This is a genomic window from Actinoplanes flavus, from assembly GCF_017592555.1.
Classification (GTDB): domain Bacteria; phylum Actinomycetota; class Actinomycetes; order Mycobacteriales; family Micromonosporaceae; genus Actinoplanes; species Actinoplanes flavus.
The window spans coordinates 168,859-187,919 of the sequence record NZ_JAGFNS010000011.1 but is presented as its reverse complement, the minus strand read 5'-3'; the positions used below and the strand labels follow the sequence as shown (position 1 = coordinate 187,919).

At 69.7% G+C, this 19,061-nt stretch carries 15 protein-coding genes; 5 read left to right on the top strand and 10 right to left on the bottom strand.

All coding sequences use genetic code 11. The features are described 5' to 3' along the window. Positions 1-9: 9 nt before the first annotated feature. A complete protein-coding gene (locus tag J5X75_RS18635; RefSeq protein WP_208468670.1) occupies positions 10-1,257 on the bottom strand; it encodes a glycoside hydrolase family 16 protein in 1,248 nt (415 codons plus the stop codon). A gap of 279 nt (positions 1,258-1,536) precedes the next feature. On the opposite strand from J5X75_RS18635, the gene J5X75_RS18630 reads away from it, so the two are divergent. Further along, positions 1,537-2,613: an LCP family protein gene (locus J5X75_RS18630; protein WP_208468669.1), complete on the top strand. Its 1,077-nt coding sequence runs from the start codon at positions 1,537-1,539 to the stop codon at positions 2,611-2,613. Positions 2,614-2,681: 68 nt separating this feature from the next. Then, positions 2,682-3,752 carry a calcium-binding protein gene (locus tag J5X75_RS18625; RefSeq protein ID WP_208468668.1) on the top strand — a complete coding sequence of 357 codons (1,071 nt, stop codon included), beginning with the start codon at positions 2,682-2,684 and terminating at the stop codon, positions 3,750-3,752. Between the two features lie 61 nt (positions 3,753-3,813). Here J5X75_RS18625 and J5X75_RS18620 read toward each other — a convergent pair whose 3' ends face one another. From J5X75_RS18620 to J5X75_RS18610, 3 genes are all read right to left on the bottom strand, one after another. Then, complete coding sequence (locus tag J5X75_RS18620; RefSeq protein WP_208468667.1) at positions 3,814-4,002, bottom strand: hypothetical protein; 189 nt, start codon at positions 4,000-4,002, stop codon at positions 3,814-3,816. A 175-nt stretch (positions 4,003-4,177) separates the two neighbouring features. Beyond that, entirely contained in the window at positions 4,178-8,080 is a 3,903-nt protein-coding gene (locus J5X75_RS18615; RefSeq protein WP_208468666.1) for a DEAD/DEAH box helicase, read from the bottom strand. Between the two features lie 394 nt (positions 8,081-8,474). After that, entirely contained in the window at positions 8,475-9,461 is a 987-nt protein-coding gene (locus J5X75_RS18610; protein ID WP_208468665.1) for a calcium-binding protein, read from the bottom strand. A gap of 158 nt (positions 9,462-9,619) precedes the next feature. Here J5X75_RS18610 and J5X75_RS18605 point away from each other — a divergent pair, with 158 nt between their 5' ends. After that, complete coding sequence (locus J5X75_RS18605) at positions 9,620-10,888, top strand: chitinase (RefSeq protein ID WP_208468664.1); 1,269 nt, start codon at positions 9,620-9,622, stop codon at positions 10,886-10,888. 56 nt (positions 10,889-10,944) lie between these two features. Then, positions 10,945-12,108 carry a carbohydrate-binding protein gene (locus J5X75_RS18600; RefSeq protein WP_307798143.1) on the top strand — a complete coding sequence of 388 codons (1,164 nt, stop codon included), beginning with the start codon at positions 10,945-10,947 and terminating at the stop codon, positions 12,106-12,108. A 60-nt stretch (positions 12,109-12,168) separates the two neighbouring features. On the opposite strand, the gene J5X75_RS18595 is transcribed toward J5X75_RS18600, so the two are convergent. Continuing rightward, positions 12,169-13,281 (bottom strand): calcium-binding protein, encoded by a 1,113-nt coding sequence (locus J5X75_RS18595; protein WP_208468662.1) that lies wholly within the window; start codon positions 13,279-13,281, stop codon positions 12,169-12,171. A 41-nt stretch (positions 13,282-13,322) separates the two neighbouring features. Beyond that, positions 13,323-14,405: a calcium-binding protein gene (locus tag J5X75_RS18590; RefSeq protein WP_208468661.1), complete on the bottom strand. Its 1,083-nt coding sequence runs from the start codon at positions 14,403-14,405 to the stop codon at positions 13,323-13,325. 186 nt (positions 14,406-14,591) lie between these two features. On the opposite strand from J5X75_RS18590, the gene J5X75_RS18585 reads away from it, so the two are divergent. Continuing rightward, entirely contained in the window at positions 14,592-16,235 is a 1,644-nt protein-coding gene (locus J5X75_RS18585) for an aspartate:alanine exchanger family transporter (RefSeq protein WP_208468660.1), read from the top strand. Here J5X75_RS18585 and J5X75_RS18580 read toward each other — a convergent pair. From J5X75_RS18580 to J5X75_RS18565, 4 genes are all read right to left on the bottom strand, one after another. Then, on the bottom strand, positions 16,204-17,337 hold the full coding sequence (locus J5X75_RS18580; protein ID WP_208468659.1) for a WD40 repeat domain-containing protein: 1,134 nt from the start codon (positions 17,335-17,337) through the stop codon (positions 16,204-16,206). The two genes, J5X75_RS18585 and J5X75_RS18580, sit on opposite strands and share 32 nt — an antisense overlap. Positions 17,338-17,505: 168 nt before the next feature. Continuing rightward, positions 17,506-18,105, bottom strand: a complete 600-nt coding sequence (locus J5X75_RS18575; protein ID WP_208468658.1) for a hypothetical protein — start codon at positions 18,103-18,105, stop codon at positions 17,506-17,508. A 93-nt stretch (positions 18,106-18,198) separates the two neighbouring features. Next, complete coding sequence (locus tag J5X75_RS18570) at positions 18,199-18,603, bottom strand: PKD domain-containing protein (RefSeq protein ID WP_208468657.1); 405 nt, start codon at positions 18,601-18,603, stop codon at positions 18,199-18,201. Positions 18,604-18,655: 52 nt separating this feature from the next. Further along, positions 18,656-18,937 carry a PLD nuclease N-terminal domain-containing protein gene (locus J5X75_RS18565; RefSeq protein ID WP_208468656.1) on the bottom strand — a complete coding sequence of 94 codons (282 nt, stop codon included), beginning with the start codon at positions 18,935-18,937 and terminating at the stop codon, positions 18,656-18,658. Positions 18,938-19,061: the final 124 nt, after the last annotated feature.

Here is a 19,061-nt window from a genome sequence, read left to right as displayed (position 1 = left end):
GGGGCGGGATCAGGCCCTGGCCCACTTCTGGTTGGCGGTGCCGCCGCAGTCCCAGAGCTGGAGCGGGGCGCCGTTGGTGTTGTTCCATCCGGTGATGTCGACGCACCGGTTCGCCGAGATGTTCACCAGGTCACCGGCGCCGGACAGGGTGAACCGCTGGACCGGGTTGCCGTTGCAGGTGACCAGCTGGATCGGGGTGCCGTTGGCCAGCGCGCCGCCGGCCGGGTCCATGCACTTGCCCATGGCGCGCAGGGTGCCGTCGCTCGCGAAGGTCCACTGCTGGGCGGCGCTGCCGTTGCAGTCGTACATCTGCAGCCGGGCGCCGTCGACGGCGTTGGCGCCGGGGATGTCGATGCAGCGGCCGTTGAAGTTGCTCTTCAGCGCGTTGCCGGTGGCCGGCGGCGGCGTGGTCGAGTCGTTCCAGGCCGAGACGCGCACGTAGTCGACCAGCATGGTCTGCGGGAACGAGGTGCTCGCGTCCGGGCTGCCCGGCCAGTTACCGCCGACCGCGACGTTCAGGATCATGAAGAACGGGTGGTCGAAGACCCACTGGCGGCCGCCGAGCGAGGCCGGGGTGACGCGGAAGTACTCGGCGCCGTCCAGGTACCAGACGATCAGATTCGGAGACCATTCGACCGCGTACGAGTGGAAGGCGTCGCCGAGCGGGGCGCCCAGGGTCCGGCTGCCCCCGATCGAGGCGCCGCCGGAGTAGCCGGGCCCGTGGATGGTGCCGTAGAGCTTGTTCGGCTCCTTGCCGACGTTCTCCATGATGTCGATCTCGCCGGACTGCGGCCAGCCGACGCTGCCCAGGTTGTCGCCGAGCATCCAGAACGCGGGCCAGATGCCCTGCCCCTTCGGGACCTTGATGCTGGCCTCGAACCGACCGTACTTCTGCGTGAACTTTCCGGACGTGAGGATCCGGCCCGACGTGTACTGACAGGTGCCGTACCAGCACTGATAGTAGGCCGGATTTTCCTTACGGGCGGTGATCGCCAGGTGACCCTGGCCGTCCTGGCGGACGTTGCTGGTGGAGTTGGTGTAGTACTGCAGCTCGCTGTTGCCGAAGCCGCCACCGCCGACGTCGAAGTTCCACTTCGATCCGTCGATCGCCGCTCCGGCCGCGCCGTTGAACTCGTCCGACCAGGTCACCGGGCCGATGGCGGCGTCCGCCGTGTCTCCGCGTGACGTGATGGTCAGCGTTCCGGCGAGGGTGAGCGCGACGGTCGCCGCGCCGAGGAGGGCTCGTAACTTCCGCATGGGGATCCTCCGGGGGAGAGGGAAGCTGAACTTTATTTGTAACAATCTTTAAAGTTCGATGACCGCCAGTCAATGACGACGGGTTCCGGAACCGTCGGATAACAGGAAACGCACAGCGACCTCCGATGAACCATCGACCGGCCCGTGCCGTGGAATCTCTCAGATAAGGTGTCACCCGCCGCATCGCCCACATCGAGGTTGGAGACAGGGTTGCCAAAGTCCGCGAAGCGCCGCACACCCCTGTGGGCGCGGCTGTGTGCCGGTGCCGGATGCGCACTCATGGTCGTCAGCGGAGGGACCATGGTCGGCGGCCAGGCCCTGGTCGCCAAGTACACCGGCGGTTTCACCAACAACGACCTGCTCGACAACGGCGCGGCGCAGGCGGCGCCGGCCGACAAGGAGATCAAGGGCCCGCTGACGATCCTGCTGGTCGGCATCGACCCGCGGAAGCCCTCGACGCCGCCGCTGTCCGACTCGATCCTGATCGCGCACATCCCCGCGGACATGAGCACGGCCTACCTGTTCTCCATGCCCCGCGACCTGTACGTGGACATCCCGGCCGACGCGAAGTCCGGCGTCCGCGCGCACAGCGGGAAGATCAACTCGGCGATGGCGCTGGGCAGCCAGGTGAACGGCAAGATCGACGTCGTCAACGGCTTCCAGCTGCTCTCCAAGACGGTCCGCAACTACACCGGCATCGACAAGTTCGACGCCGCGGCGATCATCAACTTCGGCGGCTTCAAGAAGATGGTCGAGGCGCTCGGCGGCGTCTCCATGGTCATCGACATGGACGTGAAGTCGGAGCACCTGACACCCGAGGGCAAGCAGCGGCCGCGCAAGTCGAGCTGCCCTGTCACCAGTGACTGTCCGCATCCGTACACGGGGCCGCAGGCGTCCTACAAGAAGAGCAGCAAGCCGGTCCGGCTCCAGCCGTGGCAGGCGCTCGACTACGTGCGGCAGCGCTACCCCAACGCCGGCGTCCCGATGAGCGACTACGACCGGCAGCGCCACCAGCAGCAGTTCATCAAGGCCATGGCCAAGGAGGCGATGAGCAAGTCGGTCATCACCGACGTCAAGAAGCTCACCAAGATCCTCGACGCGGCCGGTGAGTCGCTGACCTTCGCGGGCGGCGGGAACGACCCACTCGAGTGGGCGTTCGCGCTCAAGGGCGTGAACGTCGACGACATGACCACGATCAAGCTCCCCGGCGGCGGCAAGTTCGAGTCCGACGGCGACTACCTGGGCGAGGAGTTCCGGCCGGCGACGACGGCCGACGACTTCTTCAAGGCCGTCCGGGAGGACCGGGTCGCCTCGTTCCTGCTGGACAACCCCGGCCTGGTGAACAAGGACAGCTGACCCGCGGGCCGTTGCATCGATGTGTTTCCCTGTGTGATCCCGGTCTCGCTATCACGAGGTGAACCCATATGCGACGATCCACCAGATTTGGAGCCGTTCTCTTCACATCCCTGCTCGGCGGCCTGGTCGTGGCCGTGCCGGCGGAGGCCGCCGCGGCCGGTAACGCCCGGGTCTCCGGGACCCGGGTGCTCTACACCGCCGCGAAAGGCGCGCAGAACCGGGTCGTGGTGACCCGGTCCGGCAACCGGATCACGGTCGACGACCGGGTCGCGGTCAAGGCCGGCGCCGGCTGCAAGGCCGTCAAGGGCGACCGGACCAGGGTCGTCTGCCGCACCACGACCGCACCGACCCGGATCCGGATCGCCACCGGCGACCGCGTCGACACGATCGTCAACCGGACCGGTCTCGGCATGACCGCCGACGGCGGGACCGGCGGCGACACGATCCGCGGCGGGCCGGGAGCGGACATCCTCCGCGGCGGCTCCGGAGCCGACCGGATCCACGGATACGGCGGCGACGACCTGATCTACGGCGGGACCGGCGGCGACAGCTTGAACGGCGGCGCCGGCCGGGACGGCATCCTCGGCGAACGCGGCAACGACGTCCTTCTCGGCTCCAGCGGCGACGACTTCCTCAGCGGTGAGCTCGGCTCCGACCGGATCGACGGCGGCTCCGGGAACGACTCGCTCCGCGGGGACGAGCCGGGCCTGGGCGAACCCACCGCCGACGTCATCCGCGGCGGGCCGGGCCGCGACTCGGTGATCTACTCGACCTACCGCAACGGCGTCACGGTCGACCTCGACGGTTCGGCCCGCGACGACGGCCAGGCCGGTGAGCACGACACGGTCGGCGCCGACGTGGAGGACGTCTACACCGGCGACGGCGACGACCGGCTGACCGGCAACGCGTCCGCCAACCGGTTCGACTCCGGCATGGGCGACGACGTGCTCCGCGGTGGCGCGGGCGACGACGTGCTGATCGGCCTGGAGGGCCGGGACCGGATCTACGGCGAGGCCGGCGACGACGAGATCGGCGAGTGGGACCTCGACGCGGACCTGCTGGACGGCGGCAGCCACGTGACCCTCGGCGACCGGTGCATCGTCTCCGGCCCGGACACCACGGTCGGCTGCGAGCGCTGACGCACGACGAGACGGGGTGGCTTCCGCGGAAGCCACCCCGTCCTTCACTCACCCGTCAATGTCACCGGGCTGCTTCCCCAGCCGTCCAGATCAGCAGCGTCAGCGCGTTGACCAGCAGAGTCAAGCTCAAGATCACCGCGATCAGATTCTCCGTGTACGGGTCGAGGCGCCCCACGGTGACCAGGATGGTCAGAGCGTTGTCGCCGACGGTGGCTCCCGCCACCACGGCATTGATGATTTGATGGCGCACGAGCGTCCTCCTGGACGTTCCGAGACGGCCGCCGCCTCCTACCTCCAACAGCCGGACGCGGTGGTCGTCTCACCCTCGGGTCCTCGGCCGAGAACCCTCTTCATGGATGAGGGACGCACGGGTCGCATGACAAGGGCGACCGGCGGTCGATCGGCGAAGCGGGGTCGCACGGCGGTCATACGGACGTCAGGACGACCGAGACCCGGCCGCACTCCGCCGCAAGGCTCTCGAAGACCGCCTCCGCCTTCGACGTACCAGAGTCCTGCCCGGCACGCAGCGAGCGGTTGAGCAGAGTGAGCAGGCTGTCGATGCCGGTCAGGACGGTACGCCCCGGCACGAGCGCCGACTCTGCGTACGATCGCGCACGATCGGTCATCCCTTTCAAGCACAGCAGCGCCCGCGGCTGATCGTCCTGGTGCTCGCTGACCAGCGTCTCCTCGACGATCGCCCGGGTGACGCGCTCCGCGGCGACGATCAGGGTGCCGGTCTCGCCGGTGGGCAGCCGGAACCGCACCCCGTCGGTCAGCGGCTGCACCTCGAGGTGGTAGTGCTCCAGGAGACTCGTCAGGATGTCGATCACCGTTGGTACGTCCTCCGCCTGGCTCAGATCGGTGAAGTAGTTGCCATAGGTGGGCGCGGCCGGATCATCGGCGACCGGTTTGTCGGCCAGACCCACCGGTAACGTGGCCTGCAGCGCCTGCTGGCGGCGTTCGGCGGAGTCCAGCGCGGCACGTGCGGCGTCGATCTCGTCGCCGGTCAGCTCCAGTCCCCCGGCCGTCAGGAGATCCCGCAGATCCTCGGGCTCGTCTTCGCCGGACAGGGTGATTAGCCGTTCCCGGTGCAGGGCCTCGACGTGCAGATCGAGAAGCGGGGTCAGCCATGCCGGCACGCCCGATGAGATCTCCTCAGAGAGCTGGCGCAGCCGCTGAGTACGGAGGCCGGACTTCCGATGCCGCGCGACGTGGTCGGCTGCTCCCAGCACGTTGCTCAACTGGTCGCACAGTTGTTCCACGTCGGCGAGATGCAACTCGACCCGGCGCACCTGCTTGGTGATCCGATTCCGGCGGCTCCATCGCCGCTCCCGCTCGAAGCGGGTGCCGGCCTCCACCCGTCCCTTGATCTCGGCGAACGGCACGCCGTGCCGCCACAGGTAGGCGACGATCGCCCGCAACACGACGTTCACGTCACGGAGGCCGTCCGAGTCGCGCAGCAGACCGGCCACGGTGCTGTCCTCGCCATGCTCGTGATCCGTAAGGACGGAGTCCGGAAGACGCTTGAGTACGGCGCTCGGGTCGCGCCGCCGAAGCTCGCGGAGCAGTTCCTCCTCGGCGGCGATCCGGGCGTCATACCCCTCGGCCCGCATCGGCGAGAGCAGGCGGGCGACCGACCCGGTGGTCTCCCGCTCGAGTTCGCCGTTCGTCCAGTCGGGTTCCCAGGGCGACATCGAGATCCAGCTGAGCCGCCGTACCGGATCGCTGGTGGCCGCCACCGCGATCAGATCCAGCTCACTCGCTCCGCTGACCGCCATGTCGGCGAGCCGCTGCAGGATGGGGGCGGTCGGCAGCGGCAGGTTGTTGACGGCGATCGCGACACCCAACGGGGACGCGCGCCATCCGCGTGCGCCGATTTCCTCCACCAGGCCCCGCTGGATCAGAGTGCGCAGTACGTCCTCGGCGCGCGGTAGGTCGCGCGGCGCGAGATGCGCCAGGAGGGTGGCGTCGATGACCTTCCCCGCCCGGGCGAGATGCATCTCCAGCGGCTTGCTCCGGCCCTGTGCGGTCATGTCTTGCAGGACGAGGGACGCCATGGCATCGCCGGCCATCCGGCTCGCCACCTCGGTGCCGCCATGGCGGGGGAAGACGTACTGCTTCCAGAGGCCGTCGACGGTGCTGAGCGTCGTCGCGTCCATCTCGTCGTTCGGGCGAAGTTTCTTCTGCAGGTAGTCGGCGTCCTCGGTCAGCACCCACGCGTCGCCGGCCTTGCTCAGGCCGAGGCGGCCGGCTCGCCCGATGCGATTCTTCACGTCACCGAGCCCCAACGACCGCAGCTCCCCCGCGGACCCGCCGGTACTCACCGTGGAGCTTGCGAGAACGACCACGTCGACCGGCAGGTTGAGGCCGACGCTGAGGGTGTCCGTCGTCACCAGCACCCGCAGCAGGCCATCCCGGAACTCGTCCTGAACGATCTCCCGCAGCGGGCGCGTGAGCTGCCGGGTGTGGTAGGCACAGCCGGTCATCAGCGCGATCTCGACGTCCCTGCGGGCTTCGTGCGCGGCGGTACGACTCAGCCGCCGCTGCCGTTCCTCGACCTGCTCGCTGGTCAGCGACTCGTCGCGGTACCGGCCGAACCGCCACGGGTTGGTCCGGGTCCGCCGGACCGCGACGAATTCCCGGTCCATGGCTTCCTGGATCGCCGTGGCCAGGGAGACCGCGCTGGTTCGCGAGCGTGTGTAGACGAGTACGCGAAGATCCGGGTCCTCCTTGAGTTTGTGCAGGACCACCGCGGGCGCCAGGGCGTTGCCGCCGCTTCGGGCGCGGGCGACGATCGAGTGGGCGGCGCCCCCACCCTGCCTCCAGTCCGACAGCACCTTCGACTTCAGGTCGAGCTGTCCCTCCTCGATCAAGCCGCTCGTCGCGTCGTCTCCCCCGCTGCTGCCCGGGCCGGTGTCGCGGAGTTTGCGCCACGTGAAGCCGTCGTAGGCGCGGACGTCGAGGGAGACCGGGCGCTCCTCGGTGTGCCGGTGCCTCTCCTGGTCGACGTCGAGCCACTTCGCCAGCCGCGTGCGGCTGGCTGGTGACAACACGGCGCTGATGCCGATGATGGGGAGTGCCGGGTAGTTGAGACGGACCTTCGTCAGCATCGACTCCAGCCGTGGGCCACGCTCTTCGTCGTCGAGGTACTGCAGCTCGTCGACGACCAGGACGCCGCAGCCCCGGAGCGGGTCCTGGCCGCTGCTGAGATACGCGTCGAGGGTCTCGTAGATCATCACGGCGACCTCGTATCGCCCCGAGGCGAGGTCCTCCACGTTCTCCGGGTAGTCGCGACTCCCACCCAGGACCCGGAACTGCAGACCTGCATCCCTGAACCAGTCGGTCAACTCGTCGACGACATCACCGACGAGCGCCTTGAGCGGAAGCGCGATGACCGCCCGGCGGTTGTTGCGGTGGCCGGGTTCGCTCCGGCCGACCACGTACCCGGCCGCGAGCTGACCCAGCAGTGACTTGCCGCTCCCGGTGACCGAGCTAAGCAGCAGGTTCTCGCCCGATCCCATAGCCTTGGCCAGCACCGGAACGGTCTCGGACTGATAGGTGGTCAGCCGCGGGGTGCCGGTGAGCCGGGCCAGCCTGCGCCGGGTTGCGGCAGCCAGAACGGGTGGCAGCATCTGATCGAGAATGCTGAGCGAATCGACCGGACCGATCTGCCGTGGCACCGACTCGATCGAACCGCCGATCCGTTCGGCGATGTCCCGGGCCGCCAACCGCTCACCCCGAGACCCGTTCCGTCCCGCTCGGGTCCGGCGAAGTGCCCATTCCTTGCGGCCCCGATTGCTCTCCGTGTTGGGATAGATGCCTTGGTTCGGCTCGTGGGTCGTGCTGCCGACCGATTCCCGACCGTTGAGCCCGGCGAGCACCAGCTCGTACCAGCACCAGATGGACTCCTGCCTGATCCGCACGTCGGTGTCGGCCGAGGAGTCCGGCCGGAAGCCGAACTCCTCGGCCATCTCCACCAGCTCGCCCACGATGAGCGCATGCATCAGATGGCCGTGAGCGGCAACGCCCTCGGCTACCTGCCACACCTCCTTGAAGGCGCCGGCACTCTTCGGATGACGTTCGAGCAGCGCGTCCCTGCCCCGGATCACGCGCGGGTGCTCGGCGGTGACACCGGAGCCCACCCGGAAGAACTCGCACTCCGCGAGCGCCGTCAGGTGCCCACGCACCGAATTGGTCTGGCGAGCCAGGATCAGGCGGGTGATCTCCCGCGCCAGGTTCAATCCGCCCAACAGGGACTCCCAGGCGCTGTCCCACGTTCTGTCTTCCGCAGCCGCCGCATCGGGCAAACTCGCGATGTCGTTCGTCATGTCCTACCCCTTCGCGCAAGCCCGGACCGATGAGACGCCGGGATATGTCCCTGTCTGCCGGTCGCACGGGTCGCACAGCAACTCCCGAGAAGGGCCTTCTTGACGCACGGGGGTCGCACAGGGGCCGCAAGCCGGTAACTCCGAGGGGTACGGCACGACGTGTCGCGATCGTTCAGCCGGGAAGATGGCGCGGAGGGCAACACACGGCCAATAGGACTATCAGGACGTACAACGATGGCGGTACGCCGAAAGCCGGCCGTGACCAGCGGGATCGTTGGTCACGGCCGGCTTTCGGAGGCGAACCGGCTACTTCGTGAAGGTGGCACCCACCCTTCGCGTACGTCGGCGCGTCGATCTGCACGGTCACGGCCGTGCCGCGTTGATGTGGCCGTCGTCAGTGCTCGCAGGCGACCCGGGTGTCGTCGTCGCCGGGCGCCACGCAGGTGTCGCCCGCCGTGCCGTTGTCGCCGCCGTCCAGCAGGTCCGCCTTCTCGTCGTGCCCGGCGTCCAGATGGTCGTCGCCGCCCCGGCCGTAGATCTGGTCGGCGCCGTTGAAGCCGATCAGCGTGTCGGCGCCGTCGGTGCCGTAGAGCCGGTCGTCCCCATGACCGCCGCCCAGCGACTCGGCGCTGATGATGGTGTCGCCCTCGCCGCTGCGGCCGTCGTCACCCCGCACGCCGTCGGAGTCGGCGCTGATCCCCTTCGTCCGGTGGGTGTAGTAGACCCGGTCGGTGCCGTTACCGGCGGAGATCCAGTCCGCGTCCGCGGCGGTGGTCTCCTCGCCCTGCATGTGCCAGTCGTCGCCGTCGCCGCCGTACTCCCGGTCGTTGCCGGTGCCGCCGTCCAGCCGGTCGTCGCCGGCGCCGGCCACGAGCAGGTCGTAGCCGCTTTCGCCGTAGAGCATGTCGAAGCCGCCCTGGCCGTAGAGGCGGTCCGCGCCGGTTCCGCCCTGGAGCAGGTCCGTGTCGGGGCCGCCGATCAGGGTGTCCTTCCCGGAGCCGCCCAGGGCCACCATCGGCACGTCGCTGCGGTTGGTGACCCGGTCGTCGCCGGAGCCGAGGTACACGCTCACGCCCTGGTACGCCTTGGGCGTACACCGGACTCTGGTCTTGTCGCCCTTGACCGCCTTGCAGCCCTTGCCGGCCCGGATGGCGACCCGGTCGTCGATGGTGATGGTGCGGCCGGTTCGGGTGACCACGACGACGTTCCGCCGGCTCGGCCCGGCTTTGTAAACGATCTGCCCGGGGTCGCCCGGCTCGGCGTACCGCACGTCCACCACTCCGGTGGTCGCGGCCTGCGCCGGCGCGGCGAAGACTCCGACCGCCGCCGTGGCGCCGGCCATGGCCGCTGCCGCCCTGCTCAGCCAGGTGTTCCCGGACATCCGCGTCCCCCTTCAAGATCGATGCCCGGATGGTAGACCCCGGTCGCCACACGATCACGCATGGAGATTTAAGGATGTTTAAGGTCGCCACACTCTTTACTTTTACTGTTAACAGTCCTAAAGATTGGAGAATCCCCAGATCACTCGAAAGGACGCCGATGAAGCGCTCCCGATCGGTAATCCTCGCAACGGTCACGGCGCTGGTCGCCGGGGGCGCGGCGACCTGGTTCTCGGGCGAGGCCTCGGCCGCCGCGGCCTGCGCGCCCGCGTGGAGTCCGACCGCCGTGTACGTCAACGGCAACGTGGTCTCGCAGAACAGCCACAACTACACGGCCAAGTGGTGGACGCAGAACGAGTCCCCGGCCGTCCGCAGTGGTCAGTGGGACGTCTGGGCGGACAACGGCGTCTGTGGAGGCGGCACCACGCCGCCCACGACGACGCCGCCGACCACCACGCCGCCCACCACGACCCCGCCCACGACCACCCCGCCGACGACCACTCCCCCCACCACGACCCCGCCCAACGGCTCGCTGCCGAAGCACTTCCTCACCGGCTACTGGCAGAACTTCGACAACGGCGCCGCGCCGCTCAAGCTGGCCGACGTCCCGGCCACGTACGACCTGATCGCGGTCGCCTTCGCGGACGCCACCGCCACCCAGGGCGCGGTCACCTTCAACCTCGACCCGGGCCTGGCCACCGCGGTCGGCGGCTACACCACCGCCCAGTTCAAGGCGGACATCGCCACCCTGCACGCGCGCGGCAAGAAGGTGGTCATCTCGGTCGGCGGCGAGAAGGGCACGGTCGCCGTCAACAGCGCGGCCGCGGCCACCGCGTTCGCCGACTCGGTCCACTCGCTGATCCAGACGTACGGGTTCGACGGCGTCGACATCGACCTGGAGAACGGGCTCAACCCGACCTACATGGCGAGCGCGCTGCGCAGCCTGCGGGCCAAGGTCGGCGCGAACCTGATCATCACGATGGCGCCGCAGACCATCGACATGCAGAACCCGCAGTCGTCGTACTTCAAGCTGGCGCTCGACATCAAGGACATCCTGACCGTCGTCTTCACCCAGTACTACAACTCCGGCGCGATGCTGGGCTGCGACAACAACGCCGCGTACGGCCAGGGCACGGTCAACTTCCTGACCGCGCTGGCCTGCATCCCGCTGCAGAACGGGCTGCGCCCGGACCAGATCGCCCTCGGCCTGCCGGCCAGCACCCGGGCCGCCGGTGGCGGCTACGTCGCCCCGTCGGTCGTCAACAACGCCCTCGACTGCCTGGCCAAGGCCACCAACTGCGGCACCTTCAAGCCGCCGGCCACCTACCCGGGCATCCGCGGCGCGATGACGTGGTCGATCAACTGGGACGTCACCAACGGCAACGCGTGGGCCAACACCATCGACCCGCACCTCGCCACCCTTCCCTGATCTCTCACCCCCTCCCAGGAAGCATCCCCATGAAGCTGAGCAGGAAAATCGCTCTCGTGACCTCGGTCGGGGCGGTCGGCGCGGCCGCCGCGATCCTCCCGATGGCCACCTCGAACGCGGCCGTCGCGTGCGCCCCGGCGTGGAGCGCCTCCGCGGTCTACGTGAAGGACAACGTGGCCTCGCAGAACGGCCACAACTACACCGCCAAGTGGTGGACCCAGAACGAATCCCCGGCCACCAACAGCAGCCAGTGGGCCGTCTGGATCGACAACGGCGTCTGCGGGGGCACCACCAACCCGACCACACCGCCGACGACCAACCCCACCACACCCCCTTCGACCGGTACGAAGATGGCCGCCGCGCCGTACATCTACCCGGGCTGGGGCAACCCGCCGGCCCCGTCCACGGTCGTCAACGCCACCGGGATCAAGGCGTTCACCATGGCGTTCGTCCTGGCCAGCAACGGCTGCAACCCGGCCTGGGACGGCTCCAGCGGACTCACCGGCGGCGCGCACGCCAGCACCATCGCGGCGATCCGGGCGGCCGGCGCCGACGTGGTCCCGTCGATCGGCGGGTGGAGCGGCAACAAGCTCGGCCCGAACTGCTCCACCCCGGAGGCGCTGGCCGGCGCGTACCAGAAGGTGATCGACACCTTCCAGCTCAAGGCGATCGACGTCGACATCGAGAACACCGACGAGTTCGAGAACTACGCGGTGGCCGACCGGATCGTGGACGCGCTGAAGATCGTCAAGCAGCGCAACCCGGGCGTGAAGACCATCCTCACCTTCGGCACCACGACGACCGGCCCGAACGCGCACGGCGTACGGCTGATCCAGCAGGCCAAGGCGAAGGGCGCGAACATCGACGTCTTCACCCAGATGCCGTTCGACTTCAGCGGCCACTCCGACATGTACGCCGCGACCGTCGGCGCCACCGAGGGCCTGAAGAACGTGCTCAAGTCGACGTTCGGGTACACCGACGCGCAGGCGTACTCGCACATGGGCATCTCCGGCATGAACGGTCTCTCCGACCAGCAGGAGGTCACCTCGGTGGAGACCTGGACCCGGATCCGTGACTACGCCACGAGCAAGGGCCTGGCCCGCTTCGCGTTCTGGGCGGTCAACCGGGACCGCGGCTGCGCCGGCGGCGGCGTGGTCAGCAACTGCTCCGGCATCGCCCAGGCGGACTGGGCGTTCACCCGGGTGAGCGCCGGATTCTGAGGTAGCGGCAACGGCCGAGGGCCGGCATCCCACACGGGATGCCGGCCCTCGTCGTTCCCGTCACTCGCAGCTGACCAGGGTGTCCGGGTCGCTGGTGAGCACGCAGTCGTCGTTGTCGGGGCCGCCGTCCAGGGAGTCGACCGTCCCGTCCTGCGCGCCGTCGAGGTGGTCGTCACCGGCGTTGCCGAAGAGCCGGTCGGCGCCGGGGCCGCCGAGCAGCACCTCGTTACCGCTGCCGCCGCGGATGACGTCGTCGCCCGCGCCGCCGTCGAGCCGGTTCACGCCGGCGTAGTCCTCGATCAGGTCGTCGCCGCCGTTGCCGAGGATCACGTCGTTGCCGGCCAGACCGGACAGGTGGTCGGCGCCGGCCGTGCCGGAGAGCCGGTCGTCGCCGAGGCCGCCGACGAGGTACTCGGCACTGATGATGGTGTCGCCCTCGCCGCTGCGGCCGTCGTCGCCCGTCACCCCGTCGGCGTCGGCGCTGAGTGCCTTCTGCCGGCCGGAGTAGGAGACCATGTCCGACCCGGCGCCGCCGGAGAGCCGGTCCGCGTCCGTCGCGGTGGTCTCGTAGCCCTGGCTGAGGGTGTCGTCGCCGTCCCCGCCGTACTCCAGGTCGTTGCCGTTGCCGCCGTCGAGGTAGTCGTTCCCGGCGCCGGCCGCGAGCGTGTCGTGCCCGGTGTCCCCGACCAGGAAGTCGTCACCGCCGTTGCTGTAGAGACGGTCCGACCCGGTGCCCCCGAACAGCGAGTCCGGCCCGGTGCCGCCGACCAGGGTGTCCCGACCGGGTCCGGCCTTGACGAAGATGCCCAGGCCGCTCTGGTCGGTGATGCGGTCGTCGCCCGCGCCGAGGGTGAAGGCGAGCCCACCGAGGTCCGCCGGGATGGCGCAGCGGACCCGGGTCCGGTCACCCTTGACCGCCTTGCAGCCCTTGCCGGCCCGCAGGGTCACCCGGTCGTCGATGGTGAGCGTGCGCCCGGACCGGCTGACCACGACCGCGTTCCGTTTGCCCGAGCCGGCCTTGAAGGTCAGGTAGGGCGCCTCGGCGGCCTTGCTGTAGGTCACCGACACGATGCCGGTGGAGGCGGCCTGGGCGGGCGCCGCGAAGACACCCACCGCCGCCGTGGCGCTGAGCAGAGCCACTCCGGCCCTGCCCAGCGAAGAAGACCTCGACATGTTCATCCTCCCCCGTTCGAAGATCGTCGACCGGGCCCGGATCACTTCTCGCAGTTGACCCGGCTGTCCAGGCGGGTGCCGTGACAGTCGTCGCCGTAGGCGCCGTTGACGCCGCCGTCGAGCAGGTCGGCGACCTGCTTCAGGCTGTCCTCGCCGTCCAGGCTGTCGTCCCCGGCCCCGCCGTACAGCTTGTCCTTGCCGTCCCCGCCGACGAGCCAGTCGTTGCCGGCTCCGCCGTTGATCACGTCGTTGCCGTCGTTGCCCATGAACGAGCCGGCCCCCGCGTTCCCGCCGATCCGGTCGTTGCCCTCCCCGCCGAACAGGGATTCCACGTCGGCGCCGATCGTGTCGCGCTCGCCGGACTGCCCGTCGTCACCGCGGACGCCGTCGGCGTCGATCGACAGCGACCGGGTGTAGGAGGCGTAGGTGACCAGGTCGTCGCCCGGCCCGCCGTACAGCGTGTCGGCCGCGACGCCGCCGGCCGGCTCGTCGCCGCCGAGCGAGTCGTTGCCGTCGCCGCCGCTCAGGTAGTCGGCGCCCGTCTCGCCACGGAGGATGTCGTCGTCCTCGCCGCCGTAGAGACGGTCGTTGCCGGAGCCGCCGAACAGGTGGTCGTCGCCGGTGCGGCCGGCGACGACGTCGTTGCCGGACCCGGCCCAGACGCTGTCGTTGCCACCCCCGCCGTCGATGTTGTCGTTGCCGGCCTCTCCGGAGATCTGGTCCCGGCGCGTGCCACCGATGATGCGGTCGTTACCGGTTCCAGCGTAGGCGGTCATCGGCACGTCCGAGTCGTTGACGATCTCGTCGCTGCGGCCGTAGGTCCAGACGGTGACCCGTCCCGGCGTCTTCGCCGTCGTGCAGTGCACCGCCCGCTTGTCGCTCTTGTCCGCCTTGCAACCCTTCCCGGCCTTGAGCGGGGCGAATTCGTCGTAGATGGTGATCCGGTTCCCGGAACGGAGCACCACCACCCGGCTCCGCTTACCGGACGCCGCCTTGAACTGCACCTTGGTCGCGGACGTCACCGAGGCGACGCCGACGGAGGCGGCCTGCGCGGGCGCGGCGAGAGCGGTGACCGACACGGCGGCGATCAGGCCGACCGTCGCGAGGCGCGGGATCGAGGGCATGGCTCCCCTTCCAAGATCTTCCAAAATCACAGAACGGTACGGTAGCGACCGCCCGCAAGCACAGAAAGATCACCGTCGTCGATCGTCACCGCATGCCGGAACCCCGGAATCGACCGGCTCACCCGGTACGGCCGTTCGCCGTACCCCGGGATCGGGATTTTGTAGTGTGATCACGGGGTATGAACGGTGATCTTGTCCCCGATCGAGATTCTGGCGGCCAACGAGGTCCTGCTGTGCGCGATCGTCCTCGGCCTCGGACATCTCGTCGGCAGTATCCGGATCCGTGGCGTGGCTCTCGGGGTCGCCGCGGTGTTCTTCGTCGGTCTCGGCATCGGCGCGCTGGACGAGCGGCTACGCCTGCCGGACTTCGCCGACGAGTTCGGCCTGGCCCTGTTCGTCTACCTGATCGGTCTCGCCAGCGGCCCGACCTTCTTCGCGGCGCTGCGCCGGCGCGGTCTGCGTGACAACGCCTTCGTCGCCGCGGTCCTGACCGTCGCGGCGCTGATCGCGGTCGGCGCGGCGGCCGTCTTCCACCTGAATCCCGCCACTGCCGCCGGCGTCTTCGCGGGCGCGCTGGTCAACGTGCCGGCGCTGGGCAGCGCCCAGGAGGCGCTACGCGCCATCGACCCGGCCGAGGGGGGACGGCTCGCCAACGACGCGGCGGTCGGCATGAGCCTCACCTATGGGTACGGCGTCATCGCCATGATCGGCGCCCTGATCACCTACATGATCTTCGTCCGGGTCGACTTCGGGCGTGAGGCCGCCGAGAACACCCGCCTCGCTCCCGCCCCGAAAAGGCTGGTCGAACGCACGCTGCTCGTCACCCGGGGGGCCGGCACCGGTATCCGCGACCTCACCGAACAACTCGACCAGGACGGCGAGGCCCTTCTGGTACGCCTACGGCGCGGCGACCGCATGCACCTGGCCGCGACCGTGCCCGCCCTGCGTGAAGGCGACCTGCTGTCGATCGTCGGCACCCGCGACGCCACCCGGGACCTCGTCGCCCGGCTCGGCGAGAACGTCACACCGTCGCTGTCGCTGGACCGCGGCACCCTGGACTTCCGGCGGATCACCGTCTCCGACCCGGATCTGGCCGGCATGGCCGTCGCCGAACTCGACCTGCCGCGCCGCCACCACGCGATGATCACCCGGGTCCGGCGGGGCGACCACGACCTCATCGCCACCCCCACCACCCGGCTGCAACTCGGCGACCGGGTCCGGGTGGTGGCCGCCCGGGACCGCATGCCGGAGGTGACGGCCCTGCTGGGCGACTCCGACCAGTCGCTGACCAGGGTCGACTTCACCGGCCTCACCCTCGGCCTCGCGCTGGGCCTGCTCCTGGGCACCATCGCGATACCGCTCACCGGGAACGCCACGCTGCGCCTGGGACTGGCCGGTGGCCCGCTCATCGCCGGCCTGGTCCTGGGGCGCGCCGGGCGGACCGGCCCGATCACCTGGCACCAGCCCCGCTCCACGATCCTGGTGCTGCGGCAGCTGGGCGTGGCACTGTTCTTCGCCGGGGTCGGTCTGAAATCCGGCGGCGTGCTCGTACGCGGCTTCTCCGACGGCGATGCCTGGAAGATCATCGCCGCCGGAGCCCTGGTCGCGGCCGGCACCGCGGTCGTCTGCATCGCCGTCGGCCGGTTGCTGCGCATGCCACTGTCCTGGCTGATGGGCGTCATGGCCGGTATCGACACCAACCCCGCCGTGCTCACCTTCGCCGAGGACCGGACGAAGAACGAACTGCCGGCCCTCGCCTACGCCATGGTGTTCCCGATCGCGATGGTCCTGAAGGTCCTCATCGCCCAGTTGATGATCGTCCTGCTCTGAGCGGCGACCCGCTCGTGGGGACCCGCCAGATCCGGACCTTGTCGTCCGCGCCGGCGCTGATCAGGCGCTTGCCGTTCGGGGTGATCCGCACCGACCAGACCGCCCCGCGGTGCCCGGTCAGAGGCACGCCCACGAGCTTCCCCGTCCCGCTGTTCCACACCCGTACGACCCCGTCGTCGCCCCCGGTGGCCAGCAACCTGCCGTTCGGGCCGAACCGCATGGCCCGCACCGGTCCGGTGTGGCCGGCGAGCGGCTTGCCGACCGGGCGACGGGTCACCGTGTTCCACAGCTGCACGGTGTTGTCGCCACCGGAGGAGGTGGCCAGCAGCTTGCGAACGCGGCTGAAGGTCAGCGCGTAGACGGGCCCGGACGAGCTGACCAGCGGTTTGCCCGCCGACTCGCCGGTGGCCGGATCCCACAGCCGCACCTTGTCGTCGCCACCGGAGGCGGCGAAGAGCCTGCCGTCGGGGCTGAAGCTGATCGCGTACACCGGGCCCGGCTTCACCTCGAGCACCTCGCTGACCGGCCGGCCGGTGCGGGTGTCCCACAACCGCACGACATCGCCGGCGCCGGAGGTCGCGAGCCGGTCGCCGTCCTCGCTGAACACGACCAGGTGCACGCCGCCGGGGTTGGCGGCGATGGTGCGGACCGGTTCCCCGGTGACCGGATTCCACAGCCGCACCGTGCCGTCGTCACCCGCGGTGGCCATCAGCCGGGCGGGCTTGCTGAACGCCACCGAGCGCACGGGCCCGGCGTGATCGGTCAGCGGCGGCAGGGCCCGCTGCCCGGTGGCGGCGTCCCACAGCGAGACGTCATGATCGCCGGCGATCGCCAGCCGCCTGCCGTCGGCGCTGTAGGCCACGGAGTGGATCGGCCCGGTGTGGCCGATGATCGGCGCACCGACCGGGCGCCCGGTCCGCGAGCTCCACTGCCGCACCGTCCCGCGACTCACGGTCGCGAACACGTGCCCGCCGGGGCGCATGGCGATCTGCCCGTCCTCGCCGGGCACGACGTTCCGCTTGTCGACCTTCGCGGCGAGGTCGGCATCAGGAGCGAACGCGGGTCGCGCTTCGGCACGCATGGGGGCGACGACGAGGAGCATCAGCAACCCCGTCAAAGCCACCACAGCGGCCGCGAGGTTACTCCAAGTACCTGAACGGTCTCTCTTGGTAGTCACGCCTGAACCGTACCGGCATGATTTAGGGCTTTTATGGTTTTTATTGCCTTTCATCCGGCCGGGTGCGTAACCCCACGTGCGGATGAACCTGATTCAGGTGCGGCACTCCGGCCCGGGCTGAGGCGCGGGTACGTCGTCACCGACGAAGGTGATCGGCTGCTCCAGTTCGAGCGCACGGCTCGCCGGGAAGCCCCACCAGCTCACCCGGAACCGCAGGGCGTCGAGTTCCCCGCGGACGCCCTCGGCCAGCGGCGGCCGGCAATGCATGTCGAGCGACCAGAAGACGGTGGCCTCATCGCCCGGGCCCAGGGTCACCTGCTGCCGTGGCGTCGCGTTCGCGTCCTCGCCGGGGTGACCCGCGATGAAGGTGACCTGCTGCCGGGACAGCCAGTCGTCCGAGTCGGCCGCGTCCAGGCCGTGCACGGTGAACGGCAGACGCCCGCTGTTCCGGATGCTGAAAGTGGCGGTGACCGTATCGACCGGCTTGCCCTTCACCAGCATGCGGGTGTTCGCGACGCCGTCGTTCGCCCACGTCATGCCGTCCCCGGCGGCGATGAGGCCGCCTTCGCCGAGCTGCGGCCGGCCCCACCAGACGATGGCGGCCGCGGCGCCGGCGACCAGCAACACCGAGGCCGTCAGCGCCCGTTTCCACCGGGGCCGCCTCGGCGCTGCCGTGACGCTGTCTTCTCCCACCAGCTCATTCCCATCGTCGTTCCGACCGGCGGGGGTGATCATCCCCGCCGGCCGGGCCGGACGGCATGGGCCGGACAGACGTTCAGAACCGGGTCAGCGGGTCAACTTCTGCTTCTTGACCTTCACCTCGGACTGGTTGCCGTCCTTGTCGACGGCGGCGTAGAAGGCGTACAACGTACCCTTCTTGAGGCCTTTGATCGTGACCTGCCAGGTGTTCTTCGCGGTCGGGCGCACCGGGCCCGCCCTGTCGGTGACCCGGACGGTCACGGTGTACGAGCCGGGATTGAAGAACTGATGCCGCTCCGACGTCTCGTCACCGTCGAGGTAGGTGAAGTCGCCGTCCCCCCAGTCGACGAACTGGCGGATGTCCTGCCGCGCCGAGACGTCGTCGGAGACCTCCAGCGCGGTCAGGGTGGCGCTCTGACCGTCCCAGAGCTTGGTGAAGTCGAGCCGGTAGCGCCCGACGGGCGCGGTGACATCCGCACCGTCGGAGGCCATCGCGGGCGTGCCGGCCGTCAGCGCCGCGGTGGCACTCGGAGGTGGCGCGCGGTCAGCGGCGGCGCAGCTGCTCGGCGAGCATGCGGAGGAACTCGGGGTCGTCGTCCGGCCCGATCGGGCGGAGAGCGTTCACGGCGAGGAGCGGCGCCGACGCGGCACGACCACCGAGGAACCAGACCACCGGACCGCTGATCGGGACGAGCAGGATGATCACGGCCCACGCGGCACGCGGGAACGACCGGACCCGCGACCGGTCGGTGCGCAGGCAGTCGATCAGGGCCAGCACGCTGAGCGCGACGACGGCGAGCAGAAGGAACATGTGCAGTCGGGTCATGCCCCATACGGTGGCGGCCGTAGGAGGCAGAGCCGGTCCACGTACGGTGCCGATCGGTTGCCGCCTGCGTGAGCACACGGCGGCCGGCCGGAATCCTCGGTGAGGATTCCGGCCGGCCGGGGGG

Bases quoted from the DNA above. Each gene is read 5' to 3' on its own strand.
- J5X75_RS18565 (WP_208468656.1), bottom strand. From the start codon at position 18,937: ATGACCCGACTGCACATGTTCCTTCTGCTCGCCGTCGTCGCGCTCAGC.
- J5X75_RS18580 (WP_208468659.1), bottom strand. From the start codon at position 17,337: ATGCTCCTCGTCGTCGCCCCCATGCGTGCCGAAGCGCGACCCGCGTTC.
- J5X75_RS18630 (WP_208468669.1), top strand. From the start codon at position 1,537: ATGGTCGTCAGCGGAGGGACCATGGTCGGCGGCCAGGCCCTGGTCGCC.
- J5X75_RS18590 (WP_208468661.1), bottom strand. From the start codon at position 14,405: ATGCCCTCGATCCCGCGCCTCGCGACGGTCGGCCTGATCGCCGCCGTG.
- J5X75_RS18635 (WP_208468670.1), bottom strand. From the start codon at position 1,257: ATGCGGAAGTTACGAGCCCTCCTCGGCGCGGCGACCGTCGCGCTCACC.
- J5X75_RS18605 (WP_208468664.1), top strand. From the start codon at position 9,620: ATGAAGCGCTCCCGATCGGTAATCCTCGCAACGGTCACGGCGCTGGTC.
- J5X75_RS18610 (WP_208468665.1), bottom strand. From the start codon at position 9,461: ATGTCCGGGAACACCTGGCTGAGCAGGGCGGCAGCGGCCATGGCCGGC.
- J5X75_RS18625 (WP_208468668.1), top strand. From the start codon at position 2,682: ATGCGACGATCCACCAGATTTGGAGCCGTTCTCTTCACATCCCTGCTC.
- J5X75_RS18615 (WP_208468666.1), bottom strand. From the start codon at position 8,080: ATGACGAACGACATCGCGAGTTTGCCCGATGCGGCGGCTGCGGAAGAC.
- J5X75_RS18570 (WP_208468657.1), bottom strand. From the start codon at position 18,603: ATGGCCTCCGACGGTGCGGATGTCACCGCGCCCGTCGGGCGCTACCGG.
- J5X75_RS18595 (WP_208468662.1), bottom strand. From the start codon at position 13,281: ATGTCGAGGTCTTCTTCGCTGGGCAGGGCCGGAGTGGCTCTGCTCAGC.